At 53.1% G+C, this 18,246-nt stretch carries 18 protein-coding genes; 8 read left to right on the top strand and 10 right to left on the bottom strand.

Annotation, left to right across the window (positions count from 1 at the left end; genetic code table 11):
- Positions 1-177: 177 nt before the first annotated feature.
- Positions 178-465: a hypothetical protein gene (locus tag H8K03_21305; GenBank protein ID UVT20273.1), complete on the bottom strand. Its 288-nt coding sequence runs from the start codon at positions 463-465 to the stop codon at positions 178-180.
- 317 nt (positions 466-782) lie between these two features.
- On the bottom strand, positions 783-944 hold the full coding sequence (locus H8K03_21300) for a hypothetical protein (GenBank protein ID UVT20272.1): 162 nt from the start codon (positions 942-944) through the stop codon (positions 783-785).
- Positions 945-1,520: 576 nt separating this feature from the next.
- Between H8K03_21300 and H8K03_21295 the strand changes: the two genes are divergently transcribed.
- Together H8K03_21295 and H8K03_21290 are read left to right on the top strand one after the other, a co-directional pair.
- A complete protein-coding gene (locus H8K03_21295; GenBank protein UVT20271.1) occupies positions 1,521-1,736 on the top strand; it encodes a hypothetical protein in 216 nt (71 codons plus the stop codon).
- A 95-nt stretch (positions 1,737-1,831) separates the two neighbouring features.
- The gene (locus tag H8K03_21290) at positions 1,832-2,254 is read left to right on the top strand and encodes a hypothetical protein (GenBank protein ID UVT20270.1); all 423 of its coding nucleotides are present in this window, start codon (positions 1,832-1,834) and stop codon (positions 2,252-2,254) included.
- A 627-nt stretch (positions 2,255-2,881) separates the two neighbouring features.
- On the opposite strand, the gene H8K03_21285 is transcribed toward H8K03_21290, so the two are convergent.
- Positions 2,882-3,244 (bottom strand): response regulator, encoded by a 363-nt coding sequence (locus H8K03_21285; protein ID UVT20269.1) that lies wholly within the window; start codon positions 3,242-3,244, stop codon positions 2,882-2,884.
- A gap of 54 nt (positions 3,245-3,298) precedes the next feature.
- On the bottom strand, positions 3,299-3,676 hold the full coding sequence (locus H8K03_21280; protein ID UVT20268.1) for a response regulator: 378 nt from the start codon (positions 3,674-3,676) through the stop codon (positions 3,299-3,301).
- 320 nt (positions 3,677-3,996) lie between these two features.
- Between H8K03_21280 and H8K03_21275 the strand changes: the two genes are divergently transcribed.
- Both H8K03_21275 and H8K03_21270 read left to right on the top strand, forming a co-directional pair.
- Positions 3,997-4,512 (top strand): DoxX family protein, encoded by a 516-nt coding sequence (locus tag H8K03_21275; GenBank protein ID UVT20267.1) that lies wholly within the window; start codon positions 3,997-3,999, stop codon positions 4,510-4,512.
- 414 nt (positions 4,513-4,926) lie between these two features.
- Positions 4,927-5,406 carry a hypothetical protein gene (locus H8K03_21270; GenBank protein UVT20266.1) on the top strand — a complete coding sequence of 160 codons (480 nt, stop codon included), beginning with the start codon at positions 4,927-4,929 and terminating at the stop codon, positions 5,404-5,406.
- 309 nt (positions 5,407-5,715) lie between these two features.
- On the opposite strand, the gene H8K03_21265 is transcribed toward H8K03_21270, so the two are convergent.
- From H8K03_21265 to H8K03_21250, 4 genes are all read right to left on the bottom strand, one after another.
- Positions 5,716-6,315: a hypothetical protein gene (locus H8K03_21265; GenBank protein ID UVT20265.1), complete on the bottom strand. Its 600-nt coding sequence runs from the start codon at positions 6,313-6,315 to the stop codon at positions 5,716-5,718.
- 193 nt (positions 6,316-6,508) lie between these two features.
- Positions 6,509-8,491, bottom strand: a complete 1,983-nt coding sequence (locus H8K03_21260) for an alpha amylase C-terminal domain-containing protein (GenBank protein ID UVT20264.1) — start codon at positions 8,489-8,491, stop codon at positions 6,509-6,511.
- 793 nt (positions 8,492-9,284) lie between these two features.
- The gene (gene hflX, locus H8K03_21255; protein UVT20263.1) at positions 9,285-10,673 is read right to left on the bottom strand and encodes a GTPase HflX; all 1,389 of its coding nucleotides are present in this window, start codon (positions 10,671-10,673) and stop codon (positions 9,285-9,287) included.
- Positions 10,674-11,244: 571 nt separating this feature from the next.
- Positions 11,245-11,448 (bottom strand): hypothetical protein, encoded by a 204-nt coding sequence (locus H8K03_21250; protein ID UVT20262.1) that lies wholly within the window; start codon positions 11,446-11,448, stop codon positions 11,245-11,247.
- A 1,209-nt stretch (positions 11,449-12,657) separates the two neighbouring features.
- Between H8K03_21250 and H8K03_21245 the strand changes: the two genes are divergently transcribed.
- The 3 genes from H8K03_21245 to H8K03_21235 all read left to right on the top strand — a co-directional run bounded on the left by H8K03_21245 (position 12,658) and on the right by H8K03_21235 (position 15,747).
- Entirely contained in the window at positions 12,658-13,578 is a 921-nt protein-coding gene (locus H8K03_21245) for a formylglycine-generating enzyme family protein (protein ID UVT20261.1), read from the top strand.
- Positions 13,579-14,545: 967 nt separating this feature from the next.
- Positions 14,546-14,770: a hypothetical protein gene (locus H8K03_21240; protein UVT20260.1), complete on the top strand. Its 225-nt coding sequence runs from the start codon at positions 14,546-14,548 to the stop codon at positions 14,768-14,770.
- Between the two features lie 332 nt (positions 14,771-15,102).
- The gene (locus H8K03_21235) at positions 15,103-15,747 is read left to right on the top strand and encodes a hypothetical protein (protein UVT20259.1); all 645 of its coding nucleotides are present in this window, start codon (positions 15,103-15,105) and stop codon (positions 15,745-15,747) included.
- Between the two features lie 68 nt (positions 15,748-15,815).
- Here H8K03_21235 and H8K03_21230 read toward each other — a convergent pair whose 3' ends face one another.
- Together H8K03_21230 and H8K03_21225 are read right to left on the bottom strand one after the other, a co-directional pair.
- Complete coding sequence (locus H8K03_21230; GenBank protein UVT20258.1) at positions 15,816-16,214, bottom strand: hypothetical protein; 399 nt, start codon at positions 16,212-16,214, stop codon at positions 15,816-15,818.
- Between the two features lie 607 nt (positions 16,215-16,821).
- On the bottom strand, positions 16,822-17,187 hold the full coding sequence (locus H8K03_21225; protein UVT20257.1) for a hypothetical protein: 366 nt from the start codon (positions 17,185-17,187) through the stop codon (positions 16,822-16,824).
- A gap of 671 nt (positions 17,188-17,858) precedes the next feature.
- On the opposite strand from H8K03_21225, the gene H8K03_21220 reads away from it, so the two are divergent.
- On the top strand, positions 17,859-18,239 hold the full coding sequence (locus H8K03_21220) for a hypothetical protein (GenBank protein ID UVT20256.1): 381 nt from the start codon (positions 17,859-17,861) through the stop codon (positions 18,237-18,239).
- Positions 18,240-18,246 lie beyond the last annotated feature (7 nt).

The following is an 18,246-nucleotide window of genomic DNA, read 5'->3' as shown; positions in this document are numbered from 1 at the left end:
GTTCTATCGAGAGTTTCTGAATAGCTACACACGCGCCGGAGACTTCAGCGCCGTCTGTAAGACTGATTGGGCTTTGGGGGTGTTGTCCCTCAGTTCGTCGAGCATTGTTGCCACTGGCTTGATGAGCGAATTCAGCTGTTCAAGGGCGTCCTGAGACTTCGCAAGGTCAGCCTTGACTTACTTCAAGTTGTCTTCAAGCACTCTGATGTTCTGTGCTGACTTCTTTCGATTCGATGTATCCCTGTCGCTTTTCTTTGCCAATCCAGCCACAGACAAGACGAGTTGAGCATCATGCAGCGCCTCGAAGAGTGCCGAGCGTTCCGTCTCGATTCGCTTTTGCCGAGGCGCACGGTTGACAAACGTTTCTGCTGCTTCCGCGAGCCGCTTATAGGCTTCATGCACAGCGGGAGTAGTCTTACTCGCTGACTTCTTCTGATTGATTTTCTTGTCGTGAATACAGTTCATGTTCACGCTGCCCGTGCCGTGTCAGTATCTTGGGGGAGGCTCGGAAGTCGCACACCACGCTGAAGTCATTCTCATAAGGATAGCTCTCAGCCAGTTCAAACCCCACACGATCCCGCGCGGGCTGACACTCCTCGACCGTTGCGAAGCTCTTCAAGACGGTTCCAGCATCGAAAACCGGGGGTGACGTAATAAGGACGATTAAGAGATACCACATAAAGCCTGATGTCTTTTGCGACCTCAATGACGAATTGGCCGCAGATAACCAACAAGGGTCGGAGAGGCTACGAGTAAGTCTCCTCGACCGCCTTGATGACTACTCAATGAACGAGCCTATTTGCCGCCGCCTCCCGCACCACCAGATGAACCCATACCTCCACCCGATCCCATGCTTCCACCCGATCCGATACTGCCAGCGCCAGCCCCTGGTCCGGAGGCGCCTGGAACTCGCGGACTACCTCCACTTGAATCGGGCACTCCAAGCGGTGACTCCTTCCCTTGTCCGGGTCTTGTACTCTCAGGGCGTCCTTCTCCCATCGGACCCGACGGTGTACTATCGTGGTGCCGATTTTGGTTCATCGCGTTCCCTGATTCACCGAGTTTTCCTGTCCCACTTCCAATAGTTGGCGCCCCCCCTAGCGAAGAACCACCGCCTGACTGGGCCTGTAAGGTGCCGCTCGTGAATAGGAATATTCCACTCGCCATCAATATATAAATGCACGTTTGACGCATCGTCATGTAATCCTCTTCTTTGTATTCGGTTTGATCCACATTCGTTCTCCTGAACTTGCTGATGTATCGTAGCCAACCCTGAGGGAGTTCACTACTGGGACAACACATAGGCGGGAAACAGCGATGAGATCCAAGCGAATCTCATCAGAGCTGACGAAACATTCCGTGTGTGCTTGCTGGACGCCCCTCTAAATTAGCCTTCATAGTCCCATCGTGAACCAGGGAACTCGCCAGCTCAAGAATGGAAGTACAGGGCCGATCATCATTATCGGAGAGACTGATCACCTACTGAGCGGTGAGATGCACTCAGCCAGGAGGCACCATCAATGCTGCAATACAGAGGACGCCAGCTTGAGACGATTGCGAAGCAACAAGCGGATGGGCGATGGACTGGTTACTATGTGATTAGTGACTATACCGAAACCGTCGTGGAGGGAAACAAGGGGCATGCGGATTGTAGCTACAGGACTCGCGAAGAGGCCGAAGCTGCTGCTCTGGGTGAAGGAGAGCGTGTCCTCGATTCGCGCCCACCGCTGCCCTAACACGTGTCCAAATCGAGCGGGCACGACTAGTACACGCGGACACGTAGATGCCCCGATTGCTCTCAATGGGGAACAGTGTGAATATGACACTCAACATGAGTGGCCCTAGGCAGGAGGACCCCAACACCCGTCCAACCACGGAGACCTATAAAGGCTGCCAGATTCTGTTGACGCCAAATCAAGAGGATGAAGAAACCTGGGTTGGTGAGTATGTCGTAATTGACATGGTCCACACCGAATCGCCGTACACCACCGGCTTTACAGACGACAGCTTTCCATCCCCAAACGCAGCCAGAGCAGCAGCTCTTTTGCTAGCTATCACTATCATCGATTCACGCTCAGCAACCGCAGACACTGTTGCGCAGGTCCACCCTCTCGGGAAACCGACCGTGACGGAATCGAACTATAATGGTCGGGCGATCAAGCTGAGGTCCGGTCAGCAAGACGATGGAACCTGGATCTGTCAGTACACAATCATCGGATTCGGACCCATGCGGGCAGCCAATGTGACAGGCTAGCCTAAAGGCAGCTTTTCGACTCGTGATGAGGCGGAAGCCGCCGCCTTGGAGATCGCCCAAGGGGAAATCGATTCAGATATTCCTCAGTCATCTATCAACTGATCTCGTAATACCCCAGCGAAGGGTTCTCAGCGTTCTAGAGAGCAGCGTCACGACGCGTGACACAGTTGGTTGCGAGGACAAAAGTTTAGATGCCCTCCTAGGGTTCCTCCGAGTATGAAGCGTTAATCCTATCTGTCAAAAAGTGATGCCCGCGAACTGCGCAATAGCGGGGGAGCGGAATTGTGACGACGAGCAAATACTGTTCAAGATGCGCTGGCCTGTTATCGGTATTCAGACCCACGACGGAAAAGGAAATTCTATTCAAGTGGGCAGCTGTCCGTCAGCTTCGTCCGCTAAGCCTGACGGGTACGTGTGATAAATGTGGGCAGAGAGAGAATCTTGCCTTTTATCGGCTACCAGATTGATGCTCCTGCAGGCGCGTTTCACCAATTCTAAGCCGCTCGGCTCATCCTACCGATGCCTAAGAGCATTCTACTGGAGAAGACATCGTACGCTTCTAGACGTGGAAGATTCACGCCGCTTGACGAGGGTAGAACGATTGACCCATCAGTAGAGATACTGTCGTTAGTGGGCGAGTTCGTATCGCACGAGACTGAGGAACCTCTCAAGGTTGAATGGCTTCTGAAGGACATGCCGGGCGCCTAATAATTTGGCTTTCGAGAGCGTGTCGACTGCATCCGACTCGCCACTCATGGCAATGACTTTCACGTACAAAAAGCAGCGGGTCAATGCAAGGATCAGGTCCAACCCATTCATCTCTGGCATACGGATATCGGCAATGACTAAGTCCGCTGGAACTTGTTGATAGGCGTACAAGCCCTCACGGCCATTACACGCCTCCGTGATCTCATGGCCCTCTCCTTCTAAGACTATTCGAACAAAGCTACGGACGCTCTGTTGATCGTCAATTACCAAGATTTTGGCCATAGATGCCGCGTCCCTTAAAATTCCGCTACCACGCCGCACCAGGAGTTTGGCGATTCAGCGGTCAGCTCGCGTGGGGGACGGTAGGACCTCCCGCAATGCCGCCCCCAGGAGATCCAGGGAAAAGGCCTTCTGAATAAAGGCCGTGGCGCCCTGGTTCAGCATCTCTTCCTCCACCTCCTCTGTGCTGCGTCCACTAAACACGACGACAGGGAGGTTGGGGTGTAGTATCCGCAATTGTCGCAGGAGGCTGAGGCCGTCTATTCCAGGCATGTTGAGGTCCAACACGACCGCATCAGGAGTTCGCTGGTGACATACCATCAACCCTGCCCCCCCATTGTCTGCCCACATAACTTCATAGCCTTTTTCCTCGAGGACGACCATGAGGAGGTCCCGGTCGCGGGCATCATCGTCTATAACGAGAATCTTCGTCATGTGGGCCTTTATCCGATCGAGCAACCTATGATCTCAGTGAAGGAGGCGACGATCCATCATTTTCTGCTTTCTATCGTGCTGCTACCAGGAAGGGGCAAGACCTTCCTAGGAGTAAACGGTGCTACTCCTATGCTAGTGACCGATATCCCTCTTTTTTGTCCTAGTGTTGCAAACCGAATATGGGAACCCATGCTTGTGCCCGAGCAGGGTCTGCCTGTCGAGGGGGGACAATTGATACTGCTGTAAGAATTGCATGACATGATCGACTAAACAAAGAGGACATCGATAACACATCAGGAGGAAAGAAAGAGCAAGTCCATATGCTAGTCAGGACGACCGATTTGTATCACACGTTCCAAAATGTATTGCGTCCTTGGACACCGCTTCTCCTGCGGTTAATTGTTGGCTATGGCTTCATGGCTCATGGATACGCCAAGTTCACTAGAGGACCAGAGCAGTTCATCGGCATACTGACCAGTATTGGCATTCCCATGCCTCAACTCATGGGGTGGGCCACGATCATTGTCCAACTATTAGGCGGTCTGTGTATGGTATTAGGGACCTGTGTGCTATTCTGGAGCATACCAATGGCAGCTATTCTAATCGTGGCGGCCGTCACAGTTCATTGGCCCTATGGATTCAGCTCCATCAAACTTCAATCCGTTATCGACGGCAGAGCGCAATTCGGGCAACCAGGGTATGAAACTGATCTACTGTATCTCGTCTGTCTAGCCGTATTGGTAGTCGGGGGGGCTGGTCCTTATGCGGTGGATAATATGCTAGCCCGAAAAATGGATCGGGCAGTTTGTGTGGATCAGGTGGACAAGGTTTCCTAAACTGCTGGTATAGGTTCAATTCGTATCGGAGGTATCAAGCCAAGCTTGCTCGTCTCGGCACCTCATTAGGCATAGCCTCTTCCAATTCTGCTGTCGGATCATCCCCTTCAGTTCCTAAGTCTTCTGCGACTAACCCGCACGTTATTGATGAGCTGATCGTGACTATTCCTCGCGGTTCGGGACTGAATCAGGGAGGATCCCAGCCCTGGCGAGCACACCTCCTCTCTCTGATTCGTCATACACTATGCACCTTGTAAGGTTTTGGCGAAGGTACAGACTACAGCCTGCGTAGCCGGATGAGACAGGTCCTCGCCTCCCGCTGATTCGCAGAAGGAAAGAGGGCTCAGACAATAAGTCCTTCTCACTAGAGAACATCGCCACGACCAATGGGTCGCTAACCAAAGGGGATCAACCATGACACAGACACTGACCAAGAATGACTCGCAGACGATTCTGAACGCCTCCATGGCAGCGCTGATGCTCGCTTTCGCGGCACCCGGTTATGCGGCAGACTTACCGGCGTCCGTTACAGGAAAGGCTTCGGACGCCTTGGTGACCCTTGCCACCACGGGCAATCCCGAGCCCTTGCGGACCGAGCTTGGCGGCACGGTGATTTCTTCGGACGACCTACAGAAGAAAGCAAATACCTTGATGAAGTTGCAGAAGATGGAACATCTGGCCCCAAAGGCTCTCGTGACTCCAACTGGAGACACCTATGCCATGGTCGCGCCGACCATTACCAAGGACAATTTCATTCTGGCTGATCGCCAAGGCAATGTCTTCCGGGTTGATGTTGGGGATTCCGAGGGCCATCGCATGCGTCTTCTGTATTGGCTGAAGGAGTGTTGCCAAACAACCCAAGCATTAGAACGATTCCCAAAGCTCCAAGGATAAATATACTGAAACGTTTCATTCTTTACCCGCTACTTGGCTCTCTTCAACCGATTAATGATTTGTTTCTCATGGCCGACATAATAACAGGGGGTCCGATGAATGAAGCTGAAATCATGGGCCCAGAAATACAGTCGAGAACCGCGTCAAGGTTGGCCAACGTTAAAAACGGCCAGGCGAGCATGAAAATGTAGCCATTTTCATTTGCAGCGTCAAGGTTTGCCTTTCACGTATTACATGCACAACTCACTAAACAGAATGATAACTGGCCAACAGAATATAGGGGAACCTACCTGGAAACCTGTGGTCGGATCATCTATGTAAATGTGTTGCTGCTTTGATTCCGTCGATCCGGAGGGGAACCCTGAGGCGCGAGGCTATAAAATAATGCTTAAAGCGGTCCACCGCCACCAAAATTATTTTGGGACCAACCAGCTGCCTGGCCAATCCCATGTAGTCTGGCTTCATTATGGCAGCCAGCGCGTGCCCTTGACTGGTTTCGGTTGGCTTCAGCGTGACGGACCCGCCCACCAGATCCTTGATGATTCCCCGGGCCTTGTCCACCTGATGCGGCCCCAAGTTGGCAAGATCCCCGATGGACCGCTTGAACCACGCGGCCAGGTCTGGCAACACAGCAGGTAAAGTACCGTTAGGTTTGTGCGAGGGGTTCAGCGACTTCTGCAGGCATTCTCTCTCAGCTTCCGCCTGTTCTAGGGCTTGTCTTGTCGTCGGCGTGAAGATGCCTTGCTTGATCGCCTCCATGATATGACTGATCTCCCGCTCCACCTCTTGCAGACGCGTCTGAGTATTACTCTGGTTGGTAGTCGCTAACCTGCGCAGATCGGCCACACTTTTTAAAAAGGACTTCCGAAAGAGGTCTAACCCTTCCTGAGTGAAGACACCTATCACCATGATAGGTCTCGGTTACAGCTTGTCTGTGGTGTACGAATTTCCGATAATCCAACCTCGGACAACAGAGGATGCTTCCGAGGTGGGGCCTAATGGGCCTGGGTTGTCCCGTCATGGTAGCAGCGTGGTAGCAAACAATGACGGTGTCACCGTTGATTAGAACCTCATCCAGTCTTAGGTGCTACAGGCTTCCCTTTCAGAAATCCCCCCCATCGCGTGCGAACACTAGGAGGCTGTTCGCAGGCAACGTGATCCCTCCCGAGGTTGGCATGCCGTCCCACGCCGGCCCATTGGCACTGACGCCACCGGGGTTGCCCTGGGCATTGGGATTGAACCACTGGTCGTACACGTCACTGTTGAAGACTTCGTTCCAGTGCCCCCCGCCGGGAAACCCGATGTGGTAACTATAATTGTAAAACGTATGCTCGTTCAGGCTCGCCACGACGACCACGTCGCGCCCGATGCCGGGCAGCCAGCGGTGCATCGCGATCACGCGGTTCTCATTGTGCATGTGGAACACGTTGATCCCCTCGCCGCGCAGCGCCGGATGCTTGCGCCGCAGCCACAGAAGGTCGCGCGTGAAGCGATGGTGATCCGACATGTGTTTGTCTTGGCCTTCGAGACCAGCCCACCAGATCAACAACTCGGGCCGCCCGGGCCAGTCCGTCCAGTATTTGTCCTCGAGAAATTCCTGACCCATGAAGATCATCGGCACACCTGGAGCGGTCAGCAATAAACCGGTCGCGACTTTAGACCGACTGCGCGCATACCAGGATCGCGTGTTGGTTGGGTCCGCGAGAGCCGCGATACGCGGTTGACGGTCGCGGCCTTGGTGATCATAGTACAACAGGTCATGGTTCTCGATGCATTGAAACACGGTCCAACGGCCCGGGTCTTTGTGCGTGAGGTACAGGGCATCGCGCAAGGGATTGAGATTGATGTAGGCATCCCGGCCGCCTGTGCTTTCGTCGATGACCGCGCGCAAGCTGTCGCGAAGCATGTCGCTGTAGCCGATGTCAAAGCCCATGCCATACGGCGGGACGGCGACACCTTTCCAGCGTTCCCCACCCCAGTATTCAGCGATCTGTGCGGCAGTAGGCTTCATGAAGCGCAGGGTGTTCGTGAGGTCCTGGGCAAAGTACCAGCCGCCACTTTCCGCAATCACCGTGACCTGATCGTAACGGAGGCCATCCACGTGATACTCCTGGAGCAGAAACTTGCCGTTATCAATCAGGAATTGCCGGACCTCCCGTTTCCAGAACGCGAAGACACGTCCACCGGCGTGATCCTGATCGGTGAAGTACAGGCTGTTGTTATCGGTCGTTTCAGGCTGCCGGTCAAAGAATTTGATACTTTGATCGTCGAACCCGCCGCCGGCATGGTTATAGACGACGTCTGCGAGTACTGCGATGCCGTAGAGATGGCAGAGGTCTATAAATGCTTTGAACTGATTGATCTGACCGGTCAGTTGAGCGGAGGACAGCGGATCGCATCCTTTTGCCGCGAGCAGGCGATTGACGCGACCGAGATAGGGCGCGAGATCCGCCGCCGGCACGGCGTAATCCATCTCGGGCGAAAACAGATCGGTGCCATTATAGCCCAGGCTGTTCTCCCCCTGATATTCCTGAAACGGCAGCGGCATGACTGCGTTCACACCAAGGTCTGCAAAATATTCGATGCGATCCACTACGTCAAGAATCTTGCAGATGCGGTGGGGGCGGAGGTCGTTGCCGGCAGCATCCGTCGCGTAAAACACGCCGATGTGAAACTGGTAGATGATGAGATCGTTGAAGCCGGGCGGACGGAACGCACGGTCATGCCAGGGGTAGTCGGCAGGGTCGCGCACAATGCAATTGCAGTCGGGATATCCGTTACACTCCAGCTCGCGCGCATACGGATCGCGCTTGAAACCCTCGCTCCCGGTTCCGACCACATAGAAGCGGTACAGGTCGCCGTCCTTGATGCCGGGAACAAAGCCAGCCCAATAGCCATGGGCGTCTTTCACGAGTAAGTCGCCTGGATTTTTGGGGAAAGCACCAGGCGCGGTGCCGGTCAGGTGTCCCAGGGCGATGTATACCTCCAGCGCAGTCGGTGCCCAGGTGCGGAAAGTAGCGCCGCCCGGCACTAGAGTGGCGCCGAGCGGCGTGTTCGATGTGATATTCAGTTGCGAAGCTGCCATGACGGTCCTTTCGGACTAAAGTTTCACGGGCGTGGTGACAAAAATTAGGGAAACTTTTAAGGTCGAAACCAATTGACGTTATGTCAAGAAGCCGAACAGGTTCAGGGCGGAGTGTCGAGAAAGTAAGAGAGCCGAAAGGCCGGAGTGTGCCACATGCCATCTCCTAGGCCAGTAAACTCTAAAAACTTTCCATGCAAAAGTAAAGCAGGCAGTAGCCGCCATCTCGACAGGACATGTCTACAGGCCCCACTCAGCAGCGACCTAAGGATGTGGTTTTTGGTTCGAGAGGTGAGTCTCGCGATTCATCAGCCGCGAGGGGACATCTTTGGTTCCATCAAACGGTGTCACAATCCGCGGCAGCCGCGAAGACTAGAGCTGCCAAAATGGGAATAGTTACTCTTATTAAACTCAACTATCGGACCACAAACTTCAACCCTGTCACGTTCGCGGCCGGTCTGGGAGGCATCTTTCAGGAGTATCGCGATCTTTCCATGAGTCATATCTTTTCACGCATTGTGGTTCATGCAGACGTGATGGACTTGCGAGTCGTTTCGCATACTAGACCTGTCTCGCCTTGCAGATACTTTCACATCAGCTCTAGTTAGATGTATTGTAAATCGCTCTAGCAGCGGAGTTCGCCTGTTTGACGGGCTCAGCTCTTCTCTGGAAATTTAAGGGACTTTGGGCAAGTTTCTCCGTAAAGAGAACACGCGGGGTCTACGTAGCGTGTCTTTCTTCCGTGGTGGATTTGACCACCCCAATACCGTAGCTGGAATCGTCAGACATCCGCGGCTCACCGCGTGAGCTTCTTTTTGATCAACGCAAGGTTCGCAGGGGTCGATCGCACCCGTATCTTGAGTCCCTCAGCGGAATATTCTTCGGACAAGATACGCATCCGAACTCTGATCTCTCCAAGGACCGCTTGAGCCGTAAAGGGAATACACAGCTCCTCGTCGATCATGTCGCTCTCAAAGTACGTCATGATGCGTTCACGTAACTCCTTCACATCGTCCTTGCTTCTTGTGGAGAGAAAAACGGCGTCGGGGTATTCCGCCTTCAGCGAGGCGATTTCTCCCGGTCCGAGACGATCCTGTTTATTCATCACCAAGAGACTGGGAACACTCGAGGCTCCCACTTCGGCTAACACCTTCCGCGTGACGTCGAGCTGGGATCGAAAGGACGGATCTGAGGCATCGACGACAAACAGCAACAGCGAGGCACTGGCCGCTTCATCAAGCGTCGACTTAAACGACGCCACCAGGTCGTGCGGGAGCTTTTTGATAAAGCCCACCGTATCGGTCAGGAGCACCTTCGGACACGTTTCGGGATACAGAGGCCGGATAGTGGTATCGAGTGTGGCAAACAGCTTGTCAGCCACGAGCACCTCGCTTCCCGTCATCGCTCGCATGAGCGAAGATTTGCCGGCATTCGTGTAACCGACGAGCGCAACTGTCAATTCGCGGACCCGCCTTGCGCGGTGCGTGCGATGTTCGTCCCCGATCGACGCCAATTCAGCTCGTACTTCTTTCATGCGATCCCGTATTCTGCGCTTATCGAGCTCAAGACTCGTCTCTCCTGCCCCTTTGCTTCCGATCCCCCCGCTTTGCCGTTCGCTGCCGCTACCGGTTTCACGCACACGTGGCGCGAGATAAGTGAGCCTCGCGAGTTCCACCTGGAGTCGGGCCGCTCGTGTACGCGCATGTCGGCTAAAAATTTCAATAATGACACCGGTACGATCGAGCACAGGCACTCCGGCGGCACTTTCAAGACTTTTCAATTGTGACGGTGACAGATCACCGTCCACAATGACGATCTGCGCCTGTTGGCGAGGACTGGATGAGGTGTCGATCGTGTCATCCAATTCGCCTTCCTCTAACTCCTCGTCTGCCTCAGATGCCGCCGCCTCGCGCTTCAAGGCCGCTTTGTGCGTGGGTCTTGCAAACGAAGTCGCGACTTTACCCGAACCACCCGTCCACAGCGCCAATTCGGCGAGTTTTCCACGACCCAGGACCGTCGCGAATTTATCAGAACAGCGTTTTTGTCTGACTTGGCCGACGACATGGTACCCGAGGGTTTTCACAAGACGTGTGAGCTCTTGAAGAGAACTTTCTAATTGCTCTCCGGTTACATGAGGGGTGTGGATCGCCACAAGCACGGCACTAGATTGTGAGGGGGGCGACATCGTATACATCTCCTTAAGCCCATCTCGATGTGGGTATTTGCATGGCAACCAGGATTTCCGTGTTACAGCTGGATCGCGTCGCATACCCAACGCGCTCACCATGCACCGGTCTCAGCCGTGTATGGTTTATATCAAGGATTTCCAACCTGGAAATCCTGGCTTATGTTGTTCCTTGAAGGGTGTATGGAGCAATTCTGGCCCCAAGGAGCGTCATGCGAGATTTTTTGGTGTTGCACAAAGGGCGAACAATGATGCCTTCCTTTCAGTCTAGGATGCTGCAGCACGCCAGGATGTCAGAGTCGAAAAGCCATCTATCCATTTAAAATATTATAACGAGCAACGATAGCTCACGCAGTCATACATGGAAGGGAAGGTTACACAAATGGTTACCCTGATTCGGCCCATGAATTTAGCAACAATTTGGATAGCCCGCTGCAAACGAGTATTGAAGCCCCCCCATGCCCCCTCTATCCGATAGCTGTACGGGTCCCATTTTTTGCTGTAGCTGTGCATTATCTCGCTTTGATCCAGCAAGTGGAATCACCACAGACCTTTCTCCTTATTCTGTACGTTAATTGACGGATACCTGCATCGCTTGCTGGATGACGCCATGCAGCTGCTCCACAGCAGCTTCTTTCGTCAATAACGTCCGAGCTCCCGCAGTCGTGATGGCATTGAAGGCTTCCCCTCCCGTATTCACCGATAAACCGATCACTTGGACCTGAGCATGGGAAGGGTAACAGAGATTCGACATTTTGTCGTCGCGTCGGATCACTTGCTTCTCGGTGGTGTGAGTGCTGTTCTGTCACGCCAGGACATTTTAAGCGTAGGTAATATTTCAAGGCCATTCGATAACAACCTCAAGAGGAAATCTTGAGGCCGGACTGATAGAGTACGCTAATTGTAATTTAGTGAAGTGTCAGTTAGAGCCGCTCACAGAGGCTGGAACTGCACCGTCTGCCAGTTAGCTATAGTTCTCAGTTCGCACTTGGAACCGCGAGAACGACTCACCATGTAATATGGGTCTCTCTAGTCGCCTCCGTTTGATACGCCGCACACTCATTTGGGGGGACTAATGCGACAGGCCACTCTCGACCAGTGTTGCAAAAGGCACCCACAATGAGGGGATGAGGAGGTTTTTACCTGCATTTTACCTCAGGAACACATTCGCATTAGTGGCACTTCTCTTGCTGGAGCTTACTCGTATGGATTTCGAGCGTATCGTAGGCTCGCTACGGCCGTGGCGTCACTCACAGAGAGACAATTATGGTTAACAGGACGATTGTGCTGATTGTCGAGGGCGATGGAGATATGCGTACTCTTCTCCATGATGAATTTTGAGGCGCAGGCTATCAGGTTTGTAAAGCCCAGAATGTCAATGAAGCCGTTCGTGCCGTTTTGGAAACACCTCCCGACGTGATTGTGACAGGTCACTTGAGAAGGAATATCCTGATGAACTGGTGAAATTTATACGCGCTCATCGAGTGGAACCCTGCCTTAAAGGGGATCTGATTGCATGTCCGTCGCCTTTTCCCCAACTGAGTACGTTTCATCAAATATTTGAGAAAGCACAGATGAAAGCCTATATAGAACTCGGCGCGCATAGCATCAAAACCAATCTGTCAGAAATAGGATGGTGAAGCCGCAGGTCAACTGCCCCGCTGGGCCTTAGGGAAAGAGTAATGTGTCATTCGCTGGACGGGTTTCCTTGCCGCCAAATTCACCGGTGTGGTAAGCTGCGAGGGAGTACATTCAGGCGGCATTCACTTCAGGTTGGAAAATCACCTGTGTTTCTGGGCCAAAGTAATTTTTGCTGCGGTCCACCGCCACCAACTAAACCAGCGACTTAGGACTCAGCTGCTTCTGCATCCTCGCCTCAGGTGATCGAAAAGTTCTGTTTCTTCTCTCCAAGCTTCATCATCTCGATTGTACGCACAGGGAAGAAAGGAGTGGAGAGGGGCGGTTCTGGCACTATGGCCTTGCGTTGGCCCAGGAAGATCGCGAGTATGGCCGAACTGAGATCGGTCTCACCGAAGCGATGAAGAAGTATTTGCCCACGAACCGACGGGTACGCCAGGTCCTCAACGCTGCCCTTGCTGCCATGGTGCTGCTCGTGCTGGGCACGTCGTGGCTCTGGCAGAAGGGCTATACCATCGATCAGGCCGCGCTCAAGCTTCAATCGTTCTTTGTCAGTATCCTTGTGCCGCCTCAGATGGTGCAGATTGCAGCCGGTTCTTTTCAGATGGGTGATGTGGAGAAGTTAGGCGAATCATGGCGCAACCCGGTTCATCCAGTGACGATCAAGCCCTTTAAGCTCGGAAAATATGAAGTGACCTTTGACGAATACGACCGGTTTGCGATCGCCACAGGACGACATTTGCCGGAAGACCAGGGGTGGGGACGCGGCTCTCACCCGGTCATGAACGTCTCTTGGGAGGATGCAAAAGCCTATGCGGCATGGCTGTCCGCCCAAACGGGCACACGCTATCGACTGCCGACGGAATCGGAATGGGAATATGCGGCACGCAGCGGCGATAAGGAGGAACAATGGGCAGGCACCTCTGAGGAATCGCAGGTTGGGGCGTACGCCATTTTTACGGACAATTCAGGAAGTCGCACGGCGGAGATCGGCACGAAGCTGCAGAACAGTTTCGGGCTCCATGACCTGAGTGGGAACGTGTGGGAATGGGTCGAGGATTGTGCGCATTCAGCCTATGATGGGGCGCCAGAAGATGGCACGGCATGGTTAGAGGCGCATGGTGGTCATTGCGGCGCGCGCGTGCTTCGGGGTGGATCCTGGTACCTCACGCCAGGGTTTTTGCGTACCTCAATCCGCATCTGGCTCTATGCCAGTCATCGGGGCCTCAATGTCGGCTTCCGTCTTGCCCAGGACATGCAGCCGTAACCCTTTGTGCTTTGCTCTTGTACCGCTACCTCATAAGCCGCGGGTCACCCCTTCGATCCGGGTCCGCCCATATGTGCCCTTGATCACCAGCCTAGTGTTCTTCCTAGTATTAGAACTTGTCCTCTCTGTCAGAAAATAACTGCCGCGAACTGCACTGCGACAGGAGGGCAGCATTATGACGACGATCAAATACTGTTCGAGATGCGCTGGCCTGTTATCATTGTTAAGACCCAAGACGAAAAATGAGATGCTATTCTACTGGGCGACTATCCGCCAGCTTCGGCCGATCAGCCTAACGGGCGCGTGTGATAAATGTGGGCAGAGAGAAAATCTTGCTTATTATCGGTTACCAGATTGAAATGCTCCAATCCTGAAATGAGACACTTTGAGCGCGAGAATTGCTGGATGGACATGAGGAGCCAGCCTAATCGGCTGATAAAACCAGTGCATTGCAGGTCTAACCCTCTGGGCTGCACAGTGAGCTATTCGATGGCCGAGCGAGCTTGCCCATGTTGGTTTCACGCCTTCCTTCTCGACAACACAGTCCAGGATTTTGAAGCATCATCCATGACTTACGGGGGGCCTCAATGCCTGCCAATGGAATTCATGGGGTTGATGACCCTGTAAGTAGTTTTACGATTTGCTACAATTTTCCCCAGTTCGCGGTCTTCGCTAAGCGTGACTGACGAGCAGGCCGCAAGAGGTCGCTTCGATGAAAATCGACGCACTCTTTTTCTCGAATACCTGCTTCCTCCTGTGCGCGGTCTGCCAAGAGAAAACCCAGAATACGTTTCTCCCTCCAAACATGTTCCAAACGTACTGTGTCCGCTGTAAACAAACAGGAACCTGGTATCTGGATAGTGCGTGTTGGAAGCCCTCACCGGTTCATACAGAGGACCGGTCTCCTACCAATGATCGGACCGCCCAGAAATTGTCCTGACTCACCTGCTATTCCGAAAACCCAGCCGTGACTTACAAAGGCTATACTATTCAGCCCGCACCTCGGCTACTCGTGGATACGGGAATGTGGGAATTGAATGTCTTCATTTCCTGGTCAACGAAGGACGAGGAGGATAGCCGTCATTTCGTGAGGACTGGTCGATATACGACATTCGAAGAAGCCACGGCCCAGTGCATCGCCTATGGCCAGCTCATCATAGATGGCAAGATTCCTGGCTCATCGGTTAGATAACACAAGAGCGAGAGATGACCACGTCTTGCATGCTCCTGACTATTCTCGTTGCGTCCATCGCCGCTAGTCCTTGAGAACTATTGCGAATTAGCCGACGTGAGATCTCTAACTTCCATTATCTGTCAGCGGCGCTATCTGCAATTCTCGTTCACCCATCAGCCAGCCTCCAGACTTCTCCTTGAGGTTTCTCTCTAATTGTCTTGGAATATTACCTACGCTTAAAATTTGTTGGCTTGACAGAGGAGTCTTCAAGGAAGCCGGCTTCTTTTCATTACTGAACAGCGCAGGGATCGCAACCGATGATGGGAGTCACTTGTTCCTAGGGCACACAGATGTTCCGCCATACGATTATCCTCGCTGACACCGATCCTCATACCCTCGATCATTTCCCGCGCATCTTGTCTGATCACTTCCCGCACGTGATGGTCGATATCTGTACTTCCGTCGAGGAACTATGTCGGAAGAGTGGCCTGGCATCGTACGACACCATGGCAATGAGTCTCATTCTGCTGCAAGCGTATCGATTCCTCAAATATAAAGCCGCCCAGGGTTCCGTCGCGCCCATTCTTGTCACTGCCGGTGAGCGAGACCGCACATCGGCTTATCGGGTCCTCCAACGGGATGCGCTGGATTTCATCGCGAAGCCCGTCGTTCCTCATGAGGCTGTCCATGCGGTCAAACAGGCCCTATGGCATAATCAATTGATGAAATTGCTCGCGTCGAGAGTGCGGGCAATAGCGACGTTTCAAGACCATATGGAGACATATCCTCGGGATTTCACCGCTGAACCACATCTTGCGGCTGCCTATGAATTGGTCGACAGAACATTACAGATGTTCAAGACGAGCAAGCGCCCGCTTCTGTCGACTGAGGAGGAAGGAAATCTCTTCGATACGGCGGCCTCCATTCAAGAACTCACCAGGAAACGTGCCTTAGACCGTCTCCTCACTCTATGCAATGACAGTCCATCACAGTAAGCCTCATGGTCTCAGCTACTGAAGCATTGTCCCACCCCATGACGCATGGACGGTATATCAATATTGCTTCAGGGGGTTAGCCGTCTCACCGTGGTGTGAGCAACTGATTCTTCAGATGGCTTAAATGAAAGACCGAGGCGGGTAAGCAGTGCCCTAATTTCACGCAACGTATGTTCCCCAAACCTCCTATTGATTAAGATCTGATGTTCGGTCGTATTGAGGAGGTCAGCAAGTGTGGTGATGTCAGCATTTCTGAGGGAGGTTTCAGTATAGGAGCTCAACTTGAGTTGACAGATCGAAACAGTTTCTGGCCTTTGACACTCAGAGAGCGACAGGGGTGCCACTGCTTGGTCATAGGCTTGTAGCCAGGCTTCTTTGTGTCGCCTCATCACCGCCACCTGCTGCTCATCAAACGGTGGTTCGTATCGATGAGCCGGTGAACGCCTGCGAACCGTCAGGCGCGCCAATCTAAAGAACCTCTTCCTACACAGTGTCATTGACGTACCAAACGTCGTCGCCGCCTGTGAATATGTCGCTCCGGATAAGACCATTTCAAATAAACGCCTGGCATCAGCGGCTTGCTCTTCCTTTGTAGGAACAATTCGAGCCGTCCTATTGATAGGCTTTGGCTGACAACGCTCGGCCGCTTTCTTGGTCCGATGCGAGTGCTCTGGCACACCACAGTCCCCCACACTCACGGCACGACTCGGGCGCACATGGTACAACGGGACAGGAGGGACGTAGCGCGCCAAGACCGAAAATCCGTGCGTGAGGAGATGAAGAATCTTGGACCAGGGCCGATTCATAGGCGAGAGATTCCTAGAGAGATAGTAGTGAAGCCAAGCCAGGGGGCAGCCTTGGCTGAACTCTCTGTTAAAGATTACCTATCCAGACTCATTGAGCGCGACTAGGGAGAACACTGAACAGGGAGGGAGTCTTGGCAGGGCCGACACCACCTTCCCTTTCTCCTGGCGCTGGAAGCCTAAAAGAGTCTCAGTACTATGACGGATGGCAGCTTTCCCCTGACTATCGACTTGGTCCCACCGTTCTCTGCCAGCCATGATTCTGGCTAAATTACCCCTGTTGTCCACCCATCCGCTCCGCTGTCGTGAAGCTGAAGATATCCTCCGCTCCGCATCGGTCCAACGTCTCGGCAATCGCATTGAGGTAACGCTCCTCGGCTTGGACCTCAAGGACCGGTCCGCCACGCCGAACGCCTTCTGGGGGCAGAGGCTGACTCGATGGATCGATTCCAAGTACGTGCTTGAGGCTCGCGAAGAAACCATTCGGAGACATGTCGGTATGGCTGGTGGGCTGAAAGCCGACGTGATCGTAGACCTGCATCTCGATCGTGGGAACCTTCCTAAGGGTTGCGAGTTCGAACTTTGTTTGTTCCGCGTGTGCGAGCATGCCGAAGAAGCCTCTGATAGTATTGGCCATCTTTTCGTCTCTCAGCCATAAGCTGGTAGTGGCTCAGTCTGAACAGTATGTTCGATGTGTCGTCAGACACAAACTCGTTGGCGGTGAACATTGCTCATATACGTTACTCTCCCCTGACCATTGACCCGCTCGGCAATGATTGCGATGGGACATCGCCATTGTCTCACAAGGACGAATGCGTCAGTTTAGGGTGGGTCGTGAACTTCTGGCCAACCCTGCATAGATAATACTGGAGAAGTTCGAGTTCGATGTATGTCAGGTCCTCTGCTTTGATGGAGCCGTCGAGCAAGGTTTCCGATATGACCATAAAATGCCGAATCTCATCACGTAAGGTCATGAGAGAGCCGCTCTTCTGCGATCGTGATGGCGGTCAATATGGATGCATTGCTATAGGACCGGCTTAGTTATGCATTCGGAAGGGTATCTTCTGAACTAGCAACTCTCCTAGTTGATGCTGCGTGTCGTGTTCATACGTATTTATATGCATGTATATGCGTGAGAACATATCCAGCGCCAATAAGTGTTCCTAAGTAAAGTCTCAGGCTATAGCAATATACCTGCTCGTTTTCTATTGCACGCTGGCTACCCCATGATGTACAACCCGTCCAATCTTAGACTGCCTTATAAACACTTGTAATAGATGACCGCCTGGCAGAGAGCGAGCGGCAATTGTGAATGAACAGGAACTGTCCCTGTATTGCGTCGATGAGTTCTCCTCGCATTTTCCCTCTGAGGTGAACGCAGAATGGACGGAGAAAGAGCTCATTGTGAGCTGTTCGTGTGAGCTCGCAGAACTCGGAAGTCTTTGCCCCCATCTCAGAGGACTCATCAATAACGATCCCTCTATCCTTGCACAACCGACAAACCAGGAGCAGATCGCAAACCTTGCCCTGTTCCAAGTCTGGCTCGCAGACACCAGTTGCCAAGATGATTTGAACAAATTAGAGGAGTGGGAGCGCGTGGTTGAAGAGCTCCAGCGCCTCAAAGTCTTGGTAAAGGGCAGGCTGCGGTCAGGTTGGAAACGAGCATCCTATATCAAAGCGGCTTCGTAGGTGGTCA

This window comes from Nitrospira sp., from assembly GCA_024760545.1.
GTDB lineage: Bacteria > Nitrospirota > Nitrospiria > Nitrospirales > Nitrospiraceae > Nitrospira_D.
Note: the sequence above shows the minus strand (reverse complement) of the source record. Positions and strands in the feature narration are given on the sequence as shown.